Origin of the sequence: Marinobacter sp. DUT-1, from assembly GCF_050379415.1 — a bacterium.
Classification (GTDB): Bacteria; Pseudomonadota; Gammaproteobacteria; order Pseudomonadales; family Oleiphilaceae; genus Marinobacter.
Genome location: NZ_JBNRLS010000005.1, coordinates 24528 through 41285, shown reverse-complemented (window position 1 = coordinate 41285; position 16758 = coordinate 24528). Strand labels below are relative to the sequence as shown.

At 57.0% G+C, this 16758-nt stretch carries 16 protein-coding genes; 14 read left to right on the top strand and 2 right to left on the bottom strand.

Features of this window, described 5'->3' with window-relative positions; all coding sequences use genetic code 11:
* The first annotated feature begins 19 nt into the window (after nt 1-19).
* Entirely contained in the window at nt 20-1144 is a 1125-nt protein-coding gene (gene proB, locus ACQUTG_RS16120; RefSeq protein ID WP_428920388.1) for a glutamate 5-kinase, read from the top strand.
* A gap of 76 nt (nt 1145-1220) precedes the next feature.
* Here the strand turns inward: proB and rpsT are convergent, their stop codons facing one another.
* Nucleotides 1221-1490, bottom strand: a complete 270-nt coding sequence (rpsT, locus tag ACQUTG_RS16115) for a 30S ribosomal protein S20 (RefSeq protein ID WP_239038873.1) — start codon at nt 1488-1490, stop codon at nt 1221-1223.
* Between the two features lie 278 nt (nt 1491-1768).
* On the opposite strand from rpsT, the gene murJ reads away from it, so the two are divergent.
* The 13 genes from murJ to ACQUTG_RS16050 all read left to right on the top strand — a co-directional run bounded on the left by murJ (nt 1769) and on the right by ACQUTG_RS16050 (nt 15953).
* The gene (gene murJ / locus ACQUTG_RS16110; protein ID WP_428920387.1) at nt 1769-3349 is read left to right on the top strand and encodes a murein biosynthesis integral membrane protein MurJ; all 1581 of its coding nucleotides are present in this window, start codon (nt 1769-1771) and stop codon (nt 3347-3349) included.
* Between the two features lie 82 nt (nt 3350-3431).
* Nucleotides 3432-4403, top strand: a complete 972-nt coding sequence (ribF, locus tag ACQUTG_RS16105) for a bifunctional riboflavin kinase/FAD synthetase (RefSeq protein WP_428920386.1) — start codon at nt 3432-3434, stop codon at nt 4401-4403.
* 65 nt (nt 4404-4468) lie between these two features.
* The gene (gene ileS / locus ACQUTG_RS16100) at nt 4469-7288 is read left to right on the top strand and encodes an isoleucine--tRNA ligase (protein ID WP_428920385.1); all 2820 of its coding nucleotides are present in this window, start codon (nt 4469-4471) and stop codon (nt 7286-7288) included.
* Nucleotides 7288-7806, top strand: a complete 519-nt coding sequence (gene lspA / locus ACQUTG_RS16095; RefSeq protein ID WP_428920384.1) for a signal peptidase II — start codon at nt 7288-7290, stop codon at nt 7804-7806. Before ileS ends, lspA begins: the two co-directional genes overlap by 1 nt.
* Nucleotides 7807-7815: 9 nt before the next feature.
* Complete coding sequence (gene fkpB / locus ACQUTG_RS16090) at nt 7816-8268, top strand: FKBP-type peptidyl-prolyl cis-trans isomerase (RefSeq protein WP_428920383.1); 453 nt, start codon at nt 7816-7818, stop codon at nt 8266-8268.
* 2 nt (nt 8269-8270) lie between these two features.
* On the top strand, nt 8271-9224 hold the full coding sequence (gene ispH / locus ACQUTG_RS16085; RefSeq protein ID WP_428920382.1) for a 4-hydroxy-3-methylbut-2-enyl diphosphate reductase: 954 nt from the start codon (nt 8271-8273) through the stop codon (nt 9222-9224).
* 143 nt (nt 9225-9367) lie between these two features.
* On the top strand, nt 9368-9964 hold the full coding sequence (locus ACQUTG_RS16080) for a GspH/FimT family pseudopilin (RefSeq protein ID WP_428920381.1): 597 nt from the start codon (nt 9368-9370) through the stop codon (nt 9962-9964).
* Between the two features lie 14 nt (nt 9965-9978).
* A complete protein-coding gene (gene pilV, locus ACQUTG_RS16075) occupies nt 9979-10521 on the top strand; it encodes a type IV pilus modification protein PilV (protein WP_428920380.1) in 543 nt (180 codons plus the stop codon).
* A gap of 8 nt (nt 10522-10529) precedes the next feature.
* Nucleotides 10530-11615 carry a PilW family protein gene (locus ACQUTG_RS16070; protein WP_428920379.1) on the top strand — a complete coding sequence of 362 codons (1086 nt, stop codon included), beginning with the start codon at nt 10530-10532 and terminating at the stop codon, nt 11613-11615.
* 22 nt (nt 11616-11637) lie between these two features.
* Nucleotides 11638-12123: a pilus assembly PilX family protein gene (locus tag ACQUTG_RS16065; RefSeq protein ID WP_428920378.1), complete on the top strand. Its 486-nt coding sequence runs from the start codon at nt 11638-11640 to the stop codon at nt 12121-12123.
* Nucleotides 12124-12157: 34 nt separating this feature from the next.
* On the top strand, nt 12158-12550 hold the full coding sequence (locus tag ACQUTG_RS16060) for a hypothetical protein (RefSeq protein WP_428920377.1): 393 nt from the start codon (nt 12158-12160) through the stop codon (nt 12548-12550).
* The gene (locus ACQUTG_RS16055) at nt 12547-15495 is read left to right on the top strand and encodes a PilC/PilY family type IV pilus protein (RefSeq protein WP_428920376.1); all 2949 of its coding nucleotides are present in this window, start codon (nt 12547-12549) and stop codon (nt 15493-15495) included. Before ACQUTG_RS16060 ends, ACQUTG_RS16055 begins: the two co-directional genes overlap by 4 nt.
* 5 nt (nt 15496-15500) lie before the next feature.
* A complete protein-coding gene (locus tag ACQUTG_RS16050; RefSeq protein ID WP_428920375.1) occupies nt 15501-15953 on the top strand; it encodes a type IV pilin protein in 453 nt (150 codons plus the stop codon).
* A 40-nt stretch (nt 15954-15993) separates the two neighbouring features.
* On the opposite strand, the gene ACQUTG_RS16045 is transcribed toward ACQUTG_RS16050, so the two are convergent.
* A complete protein-coding gene (locus tag ACQUTG_RS16045; RefSeq protein WP_428920374.1) occupies nt 15994-16587 on the bottom strand; it encodes a pilus assembly FimT family protein in 594 nt (197 codons plus the stop codon).
* Nucleotides 16588-16758 lie beyond the last annotated feature (171 nt).

Here is a 16758-nt window from a genome sequence, read left to right as displayed (position 1 = left end):
AGAGACTGATCTACGCATCATGAGTGAACGTGCCCAGTTGCGCCAGGCCCGCCGCCTGGTCATCAAGATCGGAAGTGCCCTGCTGACCAATGACGGCAAGGGGCTCGATGAGGTGGCCCTGGAGCTCTGGGTGGACCAGATTGCCGGTCTGATTGCCGACGGCGTGGAGGTGGTCATTGTCTCTTCCGGTGCGGTGGCGGTAGGCATGAGTCGGCTGGGCTGGGTAAAACGCCCGGACCAGCTGCACGAACTGCAGGCTGCCGCCGCGGTGGGGCAAATGGGACTGGTGCAGTCCTGGGAAGCCCAGTTCAAACGGCATGATATCCATACCGCGCAAATATTGCTGACCCACGACGATCTCTCTGACCGCAAACGTTACCTGAACGGCCGCAGCACGCTCCGGGCACTGCTGGATGTCGGTGTCATTCCCATCGTCAACGAGAACGACACCGTGGTGACTGACGAAATCCGTTTTGGCGACAACGACACTCTCGGTGCCCTGGTGGCAAACCTGATTGAGGCGGATGGGCTGATCATTCTCACCGACCAGCTCGGTCTGTTTGACAAGGACCCCCGCAAACACGCGGACGCCAGCCTGGTTGCCGAGCGCAAGGCCAGTGATCACGAGCTGGATGCCATGGCCGGTGGTGGTGCTGGTGCTCTCGGCCGTGGTGGCATGCAGACCAAGCTCCGGGCGGCGCGGCTGGCGGCCCGTTCCGGAGCTTTCACTGTCATTGTGGGCGGTCGGATCGAAGGCGTGATGACCCGTCTGCGTCAGGGTGATGTGATTGGTACCTTGCTGTTACCGGAGCAGGGCAGGGTGGCCGCGCGCAAGCAGTGGATTGCCGGGCACCTTCAGACCCGCGGCAAGCTGACCCTGGATGAGGGTGCCGTGCGGGTGCTGTGCCTGGGGGGGCGCAGCCTTCTGCCGGTCGGTGTGAAGAGTGTGAGTGGCCAGTTCCGGCGCGGCGAGATGGTGTCTTGCGTCGATGAAAGCGGGCGGGAAATTGCCCGGGGGCTGGTGAATTACGATGCCGACGAGGCGCGCGCCATTGCCGGCCGCCCCAGTCAGCGGATCACCGAAGTGCTTGGCTACATCTCCGATGAGGAGATGATCCACCGGGATAACCTGGTCGTTATCTGATTTTCGCAATTGTTGGCTTTGATTCAGGCACAAAAAAACCGGCTCGAAAGCCGGTTTTTTCAGCTCCGGAAAACGCTTACGCGCTCTTCAGGGCCTTGATCTTGGCGTTCAGGCGGGCCTTATGACGGGCTACCTTGCTCTTGGCGAAGATGCCTTTGTTGACCATGCTGTCCATAACAGGCTGTGCCTGCTGGAAAGCGGCCTGGGCTTCTTCATAGTTGCCGGCTTCGATCTTGGACTGGACCTTCTTCATGTAGGTACGCGCCATGGAACGCAGGCTGGCGTTGTGCTTGCGGTTCTTCTCGTTCTGACGAGCGCGCTTTTTGGCTTGCGGGGAATTTGCCACCGTAAAACTCCTGAAAATCTGAAATTCGTTACTGAATGAACTCGAGTGAATTCATGATGAATTCGTACATCGCAGGCGCGCCAACAACCAGCGCGTCGAAATAAATGACGCGGAACTATGCCGCTGAACGCCGCGAATGTCAAGACTAAAACCCATTTCATGCGCTGTTCCCGCGGCCCTGTGCTAAACTCGCCGCTCGCTGCCCGGAGCTGTACAGGCGTTCCGCCTGTGTGCGTAGTTTCCGGTATAAATGGGCCCTTTAGCTGATCAGAGCCAGAATGTCGTCGGAACCGGATTCCTCTGCCCCCAAAACTCCTGAGTCCACCGCCCCCGGGTTGCTCCGTTCCTCCGGTGTGGTCGGGGTGATGACCATGCTGTCCCGGGTGCTGGGCCTGGTCCGGGATATGGTGATTGCCCGTTACTTCGGTGCGGGCGCCGGCGCGGATGCCTTTTTCGTTGCGTTCAAGATTCCCAATTTCCTGCGGCGTCTCTTTGCTGAAGGGGCTTTCTCCCAGGCATTTGTGCCGGTGCTTTCATCGTACCGGGAGAATCAGGATATATCCGAAGTCAAACGGCTGGTGAATGCCGTGGCCGGCTCCCTGGGTCTGGTGCTGCTGGGCGTCACTCTGGTGGCCATGCTCGGTTCGCCGGTGCTGACGGCGATATTTGCTCCCGGCTTCTTTGACGACGATGTGAAGTTTGCGCTGACCAGCGACATGCTTCGCATCACCTTCCCTTATCTGCTGCTTATTTCGTTGACGGCCTTTGCGGGGGGCATCCTCAACAGCTACGACCGCTTCGCGGTGCCAGCCTTCACGCCCGTTCTCCTGAACCTGGCGATGATCGGCGCGGCAATCTGGCTGTCGCCGGTGATGTCCGAGCCGGTCATGGCGCTGGCCTGGGGCGTATTCATCGCCGGTGCCCTGCAGCTGTTCTTCCAGTTGCCGTTCCTGATGCAGCTAGGGTTGATGCCTCGCCCGAAAGTGGATTACCGGCACGAGGGGGTACGCCGCATTCTCAAACTGATGGCTCCGGCTCTGTTCGGTGTCTCCGTCAGCCAGATCAATCTGTTGCTCGATACCGTGCTGGCTTCTTTCCTGCAGACCGGCAGCGTCTCCTGGCTTTATTACTCGGATCGGTTGTCCGAGCTGCCCCTTGGAGTTTTCGGTATCGCCATTGCTACCGTCATCCTGCCGAGTCTGTCGCGCAAGCACGCCGCCGCCTCCGCGGACCAGTTTGCAGCTACCCTGGATTGGGCAGTACGGGCAGTCCTTCTGATCGGTTTACCCGCAGCGTTGGCGCTGGCGCTTCTGGCCGAACCCCTGATCGCCACCCTGTTCCATTACGGCGAAGTGACCGACCGGGATGTCACCATGTCGGCCCAGAGCCTGCGGGCCTATTCAGCGGGCCTGCTGGCGTTCATGCTGATCAAAGTGCTGGCGCCCGGGTTCTTCGCCCGGGAAGACACCGCCACACCGGTGAAGATCGGGGTGATCGCCATGGTGGCCAACATGGTCTTCAACCTGGCGCTGATCGTGCCCCTGGCCCACGCCGGGCTCGCCTTGGCGACCTCGTTGTCCGCCTGGCTCAACGGATTCCTGCTCTGGCGTGGCCTGCGCAAGGAAGGGGCCTGGCAGAGCCAGCCGGGCTGGCCGGTGTTCCTGGCGCGTCTGCTGTTCGCCAACGCCGCGCTGGCGGCTGTCATCCTCTGGCTCAAGGCGCCGGTGGCAGACTGGCTCGCTGCCGGAGGCCTGGTTCGGGCGCGGGACATGGCCATTCTTGTGGGTTCCGGCGTCGGGGTGTATTTCGTCGCGCTGGCGGTGGCGGGTGTCCGGGTAAGACATTTCCGCCAGAGGTAAGGTATAATCGCGCGTTTTCTCACCAGTGCTCCTGCGTCGCGGGGGCATTGAAAGCCAGCTGGCAACTGAAGGTTCGCATTGCATGCGTCTGATTCGAGGCCTGACCAACCTGAAGCTGCTCTCGCGCCGGGCGGATTCGCCACTGGCGCAGGGGTGCGTGGCAACCATTGGTAACTTTGACGGTGTTCACCTCGGCCACAAGACCATTATCGATCAGGTCCGGAGCAAGGCCCGGGAGCTGGGTGTGCCTTCATTGGTGATGGTGTTCGAGCCTCAGCCCCGGGAGTTTTTCCAGGGCGATGAGGCACCTCCGCGTTTGATGGGGTTTCGCCAGAAGTTCGAAGCCTTGTTGGCCGAAGGTATCGATATCGTCCTGTGCCTGCGGTTCAACCAGGCCTTTCGCAGTTATTCGGCCATGGGCTTCATCGAGGATGTTCTGATCGAAGGCCTCGGGGTTCGCCACCTGGTGGTCGGAGACGACTTCCGTTTTGGCTGCGATCGCGCCGGCGACTTCGAGTTGTTGAAGAAAGTCGGGCAGGACGCGGGATTCACCGTCGAGAACACCCGCACGGTGACCCTGCAGGGAGAACGGGTAAGCAGCACAGGTGTCCGGGATCAGCTCACCTTCAACGGTCTGGAGAAGGCGGAAGTGCTGCTGGGGCACCCCTATCGCATCCGGGGCCGGGTGGTCTACGGGCGCCAACTGGGTCGGCAGATCGGTGCGCCCACTGCCAACATCCTCCTGCATAGAATGCCCGCCTTGCGCGGTGTGTACGTCGTCAGCGGGAGGCTCGACGATGGCAGCGTTTACGATGGCGTGGCCAACATCGGCGTCCGGCCAACGGTCGACGGCAAACGGCCATCACTGGAAGTGCACCTGTTTGACTTTGCTGGCACACTTTATGGCCAGCATCTGGAAGTCGTTTTCCGCCATGGCCTGCGGGACGAAGAAAAGTTTGATTCCGTCGAGGCCCTGAAAGACCAGATTGCGCGGGACATGGACAACGCCCGGGCCTGGCTCCGGGCCCACGGTTCGGCTCGCAGCACGCATTGAAAGCACGGGCGCGAACCCCAAAAGTTTACTGACCAACACTGACCAGAAGAGTACGCACAGAGACCATGAGCGACTACAAGCATACCCTGAATCTGCCGGAAACCGCCTTCCCCATGCGCGGTAACCTGGCCAAGCGCGAGCCGGACATGCTCAAGCGCTGGCAGGATCTCGATGTCTACGGCAACCTGCGCAAGCATCGTGAAGGCCGGGACAAGTTCATCCTGCACGACGGCCCTCCCTACGCCAACGGCAGCATTCACATCGGTCATGCGGTCAACAAGATTCTCAAGGACATGATCGTCAAGTCTCACAGCTTCAAGGGCTATGACGCGCCTTACGTGCCGGGCTGGGACTGCCACGGTCTGCCCATCGAGCACAAGGTGGAGCAGGAAATCGGCAAGGCCGGCGTCAAGGTGGATTACAAGACCTTCCGTCAGGCATGCCGGGATTACGCCACCAAGCAGATCGAGGGCCAGAAGGCCGACTTCATCCGCCTGGGCGTGATGGGGGAGTGGGACAAACCCTACCTGACCATGGATCCCAAGGTGGAAGCCGGCATTGTCCGTGCCTTGGGCAAGATCGTGGCCAAGGGTCACCTGGTGCGTGGTTACAAACCCGTCTACTGGAGTGTGGTCGGTCAGTCCGCACTGGCAGAGGCGGAGGTTGAGTACCAGGACAAGACCTCGACGCAGATTGATGTGCGTTTCACTGCGGTGGATCCCGCCCGGGCGCTGGACCTGTTCGGCACCGACAAGGGTGAGGGTGACGTTTCCGTGGTGATCTGGACCACCACCCCTTGGACCATTCCGGCCAACCAGGCGGTCTCCCTGGGTGCGGACCTCGAGTATGCCCTGGTGCAGGTGGATGTTGGCCAGGGGCCGGAGCGGCTGATCCTGGCTACCGAGATGGTCGAAGGCATCATGGCCCGGTGGGGTGTGGAAGATTACCAGGTGCTGGCGACCGTTGCCGGTTCCGCCCTGGAAAAGCTGGAGCTGCACCACCCGATCTACGACAAGCAGGTGCCGGTGATCCTGGGCGATCACGTCTCCACCGATGCCGGTACCGGTGCGGTACATACCGCCCCGGATCACGGTATGGAAGACTTCGAGGTGGGCAAGGAATACGGCATTGGCACCCTGAATCTGGTGAAGGCCGATGGCACCTACACCGAAGCCGCTGGTGAATTTGCCGGTGTGCACGTCTACAAGGCAGACGATCCCGTCTGCGCTGCCCTGGAGCGGGAAGGCAAGCTGGTCCGTTCCGAGAAGTTCAGCCACAGCTACCCGCACTGCTGGCGGACCAAGACCCCGCTGATTTACCGGGCCACGCCCCAGTGGTTCATCAGCATGGACAAGCACAACCTGCGTGCCGACGCCCTGGAAGCGATCAAGGGCGTGCGCTGGGTGCCGGCCTGGGGCCAGAACCGCATTGAGGCGATGTTCGAGCAGAGCCCGGACTGGTGTATTTCCCGTCAGCGCACCTGGGGTGTGCCGATCACCCTGTTCATCCACAAGGAGACCCAGGAACTGCATCCGGATACCCAGAGCCTGATCGAGAAGGTCGCCCAGGCCGTTGAGACCGGTGGCATCGATGCCTGGTACGAGCTCGACCAGAACGAGCTGCTGGGTAGCGACGCCGACCAGTATGAGAAGGTGCTCGATACCCTGGATGTCTGGTTCGATTCCGGCGTGACCCACGACTCGGTACTGCGCGTGCGCGAGGAGCTGGGTCAGTTCCCGGCGGACATGTACCTGGAAGGCTCCGACCAGCACCGTGGCTGGTTCCAGTCATCTTTGAAAACTTCCATCGCCATGAACGGCGTGGCGCCCTATAAGCAGGTACTCACCCACGGCTTCACGGTCGATGGCAAGGGCCGCAAGATGTCAAAGTCTCTGGGCAACGTGATTGCTCCCCAGGAGGTCATGAACGAGCTGGGTGCGGATATCCTGCGCCTGTGGGTGGCTGCCACCGATTACAGTGGCGAGATGACTGTCTCCAAGGACATCCTGCGCCAGACTGCCGATGGCTACCGCCGTATCCGCAACACCGCGCGCTTCCTGCTGAGTAACTTGAACGGCTTCGATCCGGCTCAGCACATGGTGGCGCCGGAGGACATGATCGCCCTGGATCGCTGGATGGTGGACAAGGCCCTGCAGTTGCAGAAGGAGCTGGACGAGGACTACGGCAACTACGCCTTCCTGCGCATCTACCAGAAGGTTTACAACTTCTGCGAGGCGACCCTGGGCGGCTTCTACCTGGACATTATCAAGGACCGCCAGTACACCACCCAGGCCGACAGCCTGGCACGGCGCTCCTGTCAGACCGCACTCTACCACGTGGCCGAGGCCCTGGTGCGCTGGATCGCGCCGATCCTGAGCTTCACCGCCGACGAGATCTGGCAGCACCTGCCGGGCGAGCGGGGCGACACCGTATTCTACGAAACCTGGTACGAAGGCCTGGCCGAGCTCCCGGAAGACTTCGAGCTGGGCCGCGACTACTGGCGCGAGATCTACAGCGTGAAAGAGGCGGTCAACAAGTGCCTGGAAGAGGCCCGTGGCCGCGGCGAGATCAAGGGCTCCCTGAGTGCCGAAGTAACCCTGTACTGTGAAGGTGAACTGGCCGAGCACCTGAAGCACCTGGGAGAGGAGCTGCGCTTTGTACTCATCACCTCTGAGGCGACGGTCAAGCCGGTGGCTGAGGCCGAAAGTGCGGAGCAGACCGGCCATGAGGGCCTGCTGGTGAAAGTCACGCCGGCGACCCATGCCAAGTGCGAGCGCTGCTGGCACCACCGCGAAGACGTGGGCCGTAACGCCAAGTACGACGACCTGTGCGGCCGCTGCGTCAGCAACGTGGAAGGCCCCGGCGAAAGCCGATCCTTCGCCTGATGGAAGCTGCCATGACGGATAAGGCCATGGGCTCGAAACTGAAATGGCTGTGGCTGGCGGCACTGGTCATTGTCATTGACCTGGGCACCAAGGCCATGGCCAGCGCCATGCTCACCTACGGTGACCCGGTGCCGGTGATGCCCATGTTCAACCTGACGCTGCTGCACAATACTGGCGCAGCGTTCAGCTTCCTGGCCCAGGCTGATGGTTGGCAGCGCTGGTTCTTCGTGGCCCTGGCCCTGGTGGTCAGTGTGGTGCTGGTGAGCTGGCTGCGTAAATTGCAGGCCCATGAAACCTGGACCGCGATCGCCATCGTACTCATCCTCGGTGGCGCCCTCGGTAATGTCTATGACCGGGTGGTGCACGGCTATGTGGTGGACTTCCTGCACTTCTACTGGCAGGACTGGCACTTCCCCGCATTCAACCTGGCCGACACTGCCATCACCATCGGCGCCGGCATGATGATCCTCGACATATTCCGCAAACCCGCCGACGGCGGGGATGCCGAAAAGGAGTGAACGACACTCATGAAAGATTTGCCCGTAGACAAGGGAACCCGTGTAAAACTTCACTTCGCCCTCAAGATCAAGGACGGCGATGTGGTGGATTCCACTTTTGAGAAAGAGCCCGCGACACTCGAGATCGGTGACGAGAACCTGCCGGAGAACTTCGAGGCGCTGATGATGGGCATGAAAGCCGGTGATCGCCAGACCTTCGAGGTCTCCCCGGAAAAGGGCTTCGGCCAGCACAACCCCAACAACCTGCAGACCTTCAAGCGCCACGAATTCAGTGCCGACATGGTGCTGGAGCCGGGAGTGGTAGTGTCCTTCGCCGATGCGCGCCAGCAGGAGCTGCCGGGTGTCATCAGCCGGGTGGAAGGGGATGAAGTGGAAGTGGACTTCAACCATCCGCTGGCAGGGCGTACACTGGAATTCGAAGTTGAAATCCTCGATGTGGAACCGGCTGGACAGACGCACTGATTATGCACATCCGACTCGCTAACCCCCGTGGCTTCTGCGCCGGCGTCGACCGCGCCATCGAAATCGTCAACCGGGCGCTGGATGTGTTCGGCGCGCCGATCTACGTTCGCCACGAAGTGGTCCACAACAAGTTCGTGGTGGACAATCTCCGCAACCGCGGCGCGGTTTTCGTGGACGAGTTGGACGAGGTGCCCGACGACACCCTGGTGATCTTCAGCGCCCACGGCGTCTCCCAGGCCGTTCAGAACGAAGCCGCCCGCCGCGGCCTCAAGGTATTCGACGCCACCTGCCCGCTGGTCACCAAGGTGCACCTGGAAGTCATGCGCTATAGCCGTGATGGCCGCGAGTGCATCCTGATCGGCCACCACGGCCATCCGGAAGTGGAAGGCACCATGGGCCAGTATGATCACAGCAACGGCGGTGAGATCTACCTGGTGGAAAACGAGGAAGACGTGGCGAAGCTGGAGGTGAAAGACCCGTCCCGCCTCTCTTATGTCACCCAGACCACCCTCTCCATGGACGACACCGCCCGGGTGATCGACGCCCTGCGCGCGCAATTCCCCGAGATCCAGGGCCCCCGCAAGGACGACATCTGCTACGCCACCCAGAACCGTCAGGACGCCGTCAAACAGCTGGCCGGCGACTGCGACCTGATGCTGGTGGTGGGCTCCCCCAACAGCTCCAATTCCAACCGCCTGCGCGAGCTGGCCGAGCGTATGGGTACCCCGGCGTACCTGATCGACGAAGCCTCCCAGATCGACCCGAAATGGCTGGAAGGCAAGACCGATATTGGTGTGACCGCCGGAGCCTCCGCCCCGGAAGTGCTGGTGAACGAGGTAATTGCCCGCCTGAAGGAACTGGGTGGGGCAGAGCCTCAGGAAGTTGCCGGGCGGGAGGAGAATATTGTTTTCTCCATGCCCAGAGAGCTTCGGATTGATGCGGTCGAGGTCGAGTGACCTCGACTTGCTGATGTGATGATCGTCACATCTAATTTATTGTTTCTGCCGTTTATCCTCTGACCGCTGCCGCTCATCGAATCACACTGGCTTGCTGTCCAGTTACCAAATAATCTGTCCCTACGTAGCAGTAGGGATAGTTTATGTCTGGAATCCGGCGCAATACAGGTTTTACCCTCCTAGAACTCCTGATCACTATCACGATTCTCGCGATCATCGCGACGTACGCGATTCCCTCGTTTCGTGAGATGGTCCTGAATAACCGTCTCACTGCGCAAACAAATGAAATGACCAGTCTAGTTAACTATGCCCGAAGTGAGGCTTCCAAGCTCCGTGAGGGAGTTGTCACTATTTGTGCTTCCACTGATAGTGCCACATGTAGCGGGAACTCCGCCTGGGAGACTGGATTGATCGTATTTCGTGATGACGATATGAATGCGGCGTTCGGTGGAACAGATCAATTACTTAAGGTCAGCGGTCCTCTTGCCGGCGGCAATACCCTGAGAATTCGGGATATGACCAGTGACGGGGGTGGCCATGTGCAATTTGATAGCAGAGGGTTTCCCAGAGCCTCCGCTACTGATGACGTCGCAGGGACTTTTATCATTTGTGATGATCGCGGAGCTTCTGAAGCCCGTGCGGTCTCCGTCAATTTTTCGGGGCAGACCCATTTGGCACGGGATACTGATGCCAATGGCATTCTGAACGATCACGAAGGCAATGACATTGCCTGTCCCTGATGGTGAGCCAACACATGAGTAAAGTGCACATTTACAAACACCCGGTTTTTCGCATAGGAAACCGCGCTAGCAATCAGCGCGGATTTACGCTGATCGAGATTCTGGTAACCGTGTTTATTCTTGCAATCGGTTTGCTCGGTCTCGCGGGACTGATTCTCGAAGGCATGCGGAACAATCAGGGAGCCTATCTCCGGACACAAGCGAGCATTCTTGCCTACGATATGGCTGATCGGATGCGCGCCAACAAGGAGAGGGCGTCAGATTATGCGGACTTCAGTACGGATGGAGCGACAACGACTCTCCCTGGCTGCGCATCTGAAGATACTGGTTGCACCCCTGCTGGGCAGGCGCAGGTGGATCTAGTCGAATGGACACGTCAGATCCAGGGCGTGGGAAGTGATATGGCATTGTTGCCCGGTGGCGTGGGCACAATACAGCACGATGCTGCAACTTCCAGGTATACCATTACCGTCACCTGGGATGAGATCACCCGTGAAGGAGACGCGGGAGAGTCGATTGCGGGTGATAGTTCCTACTCCGTGCAGTTTTCATTGTGAGGTACAAAATGAACGGAGCTCCTGATGTAAGGCTACTTGCCAGATTGAGGAAGAGCCAAAGCGGTCTGTCATTGGTTGAACTAATGATAGCTCTGGCACTCAGTGCCACGTTGATTTTTGGCATTTTTACGGTGTACCTGGATTCCAGTCGTACCTCGCGTATGAGCACAGCACTTGCCAGGACTCAGGAAGCAGCTCGTATAGCTACCGACATCATGGCCCGCGACATGCGCATGGTTGGATTTCAGGGCTGTGCCGACCCCGATGACGTGACTTTGAACATCATTGCAGATGATCCCCCCACAGCTGATTTTTTCGAGACGACTCTGCGCGGCTGGGAAGTGACTGATGGCGCTTGGGCAGACGGCACCGAATTTGACGGTACCGATATCGAGTCCAATGCGGTTGTCGGCAGCGATGTCATTTCAGTTCAACGTGGTGAGACCATGGAAATTGAGCTGACAGGCAATATGAGCGCAGATAACGCAAATATTCAGGTGCAAGGTGATGATGTCGTTCGTTTTGCGCAGAACGATATTGTCATGATTTCGGATTGTGAGGCTGCAGACTTGTTCAGGATCTCCAGTCAGCCTTCCTCGGATACCTGGGCCCATGCCAACAACGTCAATAGCACAAACCGGTTGAGCCAAGCTTACACAGATTCAGCGCGTATCATGCGTTTCTCCTCCTCTGTTTATTATGTGGCAGACACCGGTAGGGACGATACTCGGGGCAACGACATCCTTGCGCTGTACAGACAGATCAACAATCTGGACGGCAGCGCACAAACTCCCCAAGAGATTGTAGAAGGCATTGAAAACCTTCAGATTGAATATGGTGAACTGCTGGGAACCAATAACGTCCGGTACCGGCCTGCGGATGAAGTCGGGAATATGGCAAGTGTTGTTGCCCTGCGTATAGGTATGCTGATCAGCAATGCAGACCCTGTTCGGGATGATAACGATACCTCAGATTATGCCCTTCCCGGAGAAACCATAACTGAAGCGAGTGGCGGGGGAGCCGTTACTCATCCCGAAGATCAGCGACTGCGAAGGACCTTTGTTACGACAGTCATGCTTCGTAATCGTGACTGACTGACCGGCTATTGGTGATCGAATGATGAACAAATACAGCAAAGTGGTTTCATTCAGGAAAGAGCGCGGGGCAACGCTCATCGTATCCTTGATCGTATTGTTGGTGCTGACGTTAATTGGCGTTGCCGGCATGAATACATCGGTCATGCAAGAGCGCATGGCTGTAAATTCCCAAAATTCCAATCGGGCCTTCCAGGCGGCAGAAAGTACCGTTAGATCGCTGATGGATGAAGTTTACGCAAATAATCTGGATCTATTACGTGAATCAATGCAGAACGCTTCGGGCCTCAGCTCCAGAGTCGATGTGACTATGGATTCTGATAACGGAGTGAGCGGGACCTATCAGGCCCGTTATCTGGGTGAGGTGATTATCACGAGCGGGAGTTCCATGGATGCTAATGAGAGTTCCAACCAGTTGAAGGGGTTCCGGTACGAACTCGAAGGTGAGGCGAGTGTGGCAAATACAGGCGCTTCGGCTCGGGTTTTCAAAGGAATTGAGTATTACTGATCTTGATAAAGGGGCTAAGTCCCCGGAGGCAGAAATGAGTAGAGTCTGTTCCTATTGCTCGACAGCGCTTTCAGCAGTGCTGGCAATGGTCTTAGTGATTGTTGCGTCGCCTGCTGGGGCTGAAGAGCCCACTGGTCAGCTGATTGACAGCCAGTATGAAGCTTTTGAAGCAAGAGCAATTGAACTCGTTCTGAATGCCAGCGGTGATGTGGTGGGCATCCGGGCTGAAGGCTGTCCCGGCTGCCCATCCTCTTCCATTTTGCCCTCGGGTGATCTGGTAGTGGAAGCCGGCAGGCGTCAGATCAACGGCGCCAAAGTAGAAAGCCTCAGCGGTATGCCGGGTGTGATTCACATTTACAGACCTACCGGTATGGCCTATCGGGTGTCCTTCCCTGGCGCTGTTTTCTCTGGAGGTGGTGAGCAATGAAAGCACCGTTGAATTTTCGCCTGATTGTAGCCGTTGCGGCAGCTGCTTTTGCCGCTACGGTGACCAGTCCTCTTCATGCGGATGATACCGAAATCTTCTTTACCCCGCCGGGCACCTCCCAGATCGTAAAGCCGAACATCATGTTTATCATCGATAATTCCGGCAGTATGGGCAGCTCCGTGAGCAATGACGGCACTACCCGTATGGATGTCGTTCAGACGGTTACCAAGAACCTCATCGATAAGATGCAGGATGTTAATGTCGGTGTGATGAAGTTCAATATCCAGAAAGACTGCGCAGAGCCGGGTAATTGTGGCGCAGAATACACTGAAAGCGGCGGTCACATTCTGTCAGCGCCGGTAGATGTGGTTTCTAATGCGGAGACCCTCAAGACGTTAATTGATGGTCTTTATCCGGTGGGAAACACTCCTCTCTCAGAAACCTTGGCCGAAGCCGCCCGCTATTTCCGGGGCGACTCTCCATACTATGATGATAATCCGATTTCATCAGTAGTTTCTTCCGAGGATGGGCCATACACTTCACCGATTACTTATCAGTGTCAAAGAAATTATGCGGTTTTCCTGACGGACGGAGCTCCTACTGCAGATGACACTGACACAGCCATCGGAAATTACATCGGAGAGGAGTGCGGTAGTGCGAATTCCGACGATGCAAATGGAAGTTGTCTGGACGAAGTGGCAAGCTTTTTGGCAAATGGGGATCTGAGAAGTTCATTAGACGGTGATCAGTATCTCATCACTCATACGGTTGGCTTTGCCACGGCGCAAGAGCTTTTGTCAGATGCTGCTGAGGCGGGTAATGGAAATTATTACCGCGCGGATGAGCAGGAAAGTTTGGAAGCAGCATTTGATAAGATCTATCAGGCTGTCCGCGCCCAAGGCACGACCTACGTATCACCAGGTGTTGCCATCAATACCTTTGACCGACTTAACCATCTGAATACGTTGTATTATGCCCTTTTCCAGTCGGACAAAGGGGCAATTTGGGACGGAAACCTCAAGCGTTACAAGCTTGAGATCCGCGAGGACTCGGCGGGCAATAATGTTGCGGTGATCGTTGACGCCAATGGCAATGAGGCGATTGACAACACCACCGGTTTCTTCAAGGAAACAGCAAGAAGTTGGTGGAGTCCGGTTGCTGATGGGCCTGACGTCAGTCTTGGCGGGGCGGCCTCTCAATTGCCCGAAATCACTGAAGATCGAAAGGTGTACTCAAACCTGGCTTCCAATAACACTGATTTAACTGCCACAGGGAATCATGTTGTCGTCGGGAACAATAACCTTACGAAGACCGATTTCGGCAACGATGCCATGACTGATGTGGAGTTTGGAAAGGTCATTAACTGGACTCGTGGCGTCGATGTGAACGATGAGGATGGTGATTCAGATACGACTGATGCGAGAAAGCTTCTGGCGGACCCTCTGCACTCTGTCCCACAACTTGTGATCTACGATGCGACGGCAACGCCCCAGGCGACAACCATTTATTACGGGGACAATCAGGGTTTCATCCACGCGGTTGATGGCCGGTCCGGCAACAGCCAATTTTCCTTTATTCCCAGGGAGCTGTTGAAGAACCAGCCGGCCATGATGAACAGCACCGAAACTTCCAGCAAGGTTTATGGCATGGATGGCTCCGTGGTTAAGTGGGTCCATGATGAGAACCTGGATGGTGCGATAAACAGCTCTGACGACGACTTCGTGCATATCTTTTCAGGCATGCGCCGCGGTGGAAAAAGTTATTACGCTCTCGATGTAACCAACCCCACTTCTCCGGATCTGTTGTGGTCGATTACCGGTGGAGATAGCGCCACTTCTACGGAACTTCAGGAAATGGGGCAGACCTGGTCAACGCCGGTCAAAACCAGGATTCGCGATGGCAACTCCTATAATGACGTTCTGATTTTCGGTGGCGGTTACGATGTCGATCAGGATGATGCCTCGGTTCGTACGCCGGATGATGAGGGGCGTGCCCTTTATGTCGTCGATGCAACTGATGGTTCTGTGATCTGGTGGGCTGGAGGAACTGGAAGTGGAGCCGATATAGAGCTTCCTGAAATGCAGTACAGCATTCCAGCTTCACCGAAAGTGCTCGACGTGAATGGTGACGGCACTGCTGATCAGATCTATGTCGGTGATATGGGAGGGCAGATCTTCCGGTTCGATGTTGGCGTTACCGGTAACAACGATAGCTTGCATGTGACAGGCGGACGGGTCGCGAACCTGGCAGGGGACACGGAGGCCAGCAATCGTCGCTTCTACCACACTCCGGATTTGTTTGGGCTGAAGATCGGGGGCAAAAGATATCTGGGTCTCGTTATTGGCTCAGGTTATCAAGCGCATCCATTGGATACGACGGTGGAAGATCGAATCTACATGATGTTGATCGAGGCTGTAAGTTCCGCGCCGATAGATCCTTCCGATCCGAAGGAAGAAAGGGTCCTTTATGAGACCTTGACTGAGGATCAGCTTTACGATGCCACAGACAACACCATTCAGGAAGGTGGCACCGAGACTGCCCGAACTGAGGCTGCTACTGCACTTGCGGGCGCAAAGGGATGGTATATCCGCCTCACCAATGCTGGTGAAAAAGTGCTATCAGCGAGCACTACGGTCAACAATGAAATTTACATTACGACCTATGAGCCCAAAGCCAGTGATAACCCATGCTTCCCGCCAACGGGAACGTCCCGGTTGTACCACTTGTCCGCGTTCAATGGTACGGCAGTGCGCAATTACGATGGGGTAGGCAGTGACAATGAGCTGACCAAGGAAGACCGTTACGTAGAACTCAGCACAGCCGGCCTACCGCCGACTCCGCAGAGAATGCGGGTTGACGATACTGATGTCGTCTGTATTGGTACGGAATGCAAAACCATCGAGACGGTGAAAGGCGTCGTCGAAACCTACTGGTATGAGGATTGATGTAAATGAAACCAGGTAAGGAGCAGAGAGGCTTTACCCTTATCGAGCTGATGATTGTGGTGGCGATCATAGGCATTATTGCCGCGATTGCTTACCCCAGTTACACGGACCACGTCGAAAAGACCCGGCGTTCCGATGCTCAGGGGGCTCTCATGGGATTGGCAGCGGCGATGGAGCGCCATTATGCGACCAATAATAGCTATGAGGGTGCCGCAAGTGGCGGTGCCGATACCGGGGCTCCTGCCATCTACCCGGATGAGGCGCCACTCGATGGCAATACCAAGTATTATGACCTGACTATCCAGGCTGCTGATGCCACATCGTTCACTTTGCGTGCTTCTCCCAAGGGCGCTCAGGCTGGTGACGGGATGCTGGAGTTGGATTCCACCGGTGCCCGAAGATGGGATAGCGATGCCAGTACATCTTTCGATACTGGTGAGAACACCTGGAGCAAATGATCTAATGAAAAGCCGGTCAAATGACCGGCTTTTCATATTGTCAGCAGGTTATTTCTGCTCCCCAGCGTAGCTTGATAATTCCGTCCCCGTCATTATCAGACCGAACGCGAAATCGGCCCACCATGTTAACCGCCATATAGGTCATCGTACCGGTTTCTGGTTCTGCCGGGCACAGTACAAGGCTTCCGAGGGAGCCGTAAGCGAAGCCTTTATCATTGAACTGAAAGTACCCCCTCCCGGCAGTTCTTGAGTACATAGAGAAGGGGCGGCTGACCGGTTCCTGTACTCGTAGAATTTCGCCGTTGTCAGGCTGTTTATCGTTATTTGCATCCAAGAATACTGATATTGGCCGTTGCCAGTCATCCACGCATTCGTTCTTCTCGGAGAGAGGGCAAAGCGTGACCAGGGAATGCTTGCTGGCTGCAGCCCAGCGGGCAAAGGCGAACACGCTATGGTAGGTATCGATGATGGTTCGATGTCTGCTACGTTCTACAACAGTATTCCAGCCTTGGACAGCGAGGCTTGAAACAATGGCGAGAATGGCGATGGTGATGACCAGCTCGGGCAGTGTAAAACCAGCTGGCCGTTGATTGACCTGCATAAAGTAAACGCTCCTTGTTGTGTTCTCTTCCATAAAGCCCCCTCACGTCCTGTGGGAGGGGCCGATATTCTACACTCAAATAGCCTGATAGATCCTTGGTCCTCTGCCGATTTGCTTCTCTGAGTCTAATTGTGAAGAGATTATTGTTTCCTGCCGCTTTCGAGCACCCCCAGTGTTACTACAATGCAAAATGTTTAAAAAATG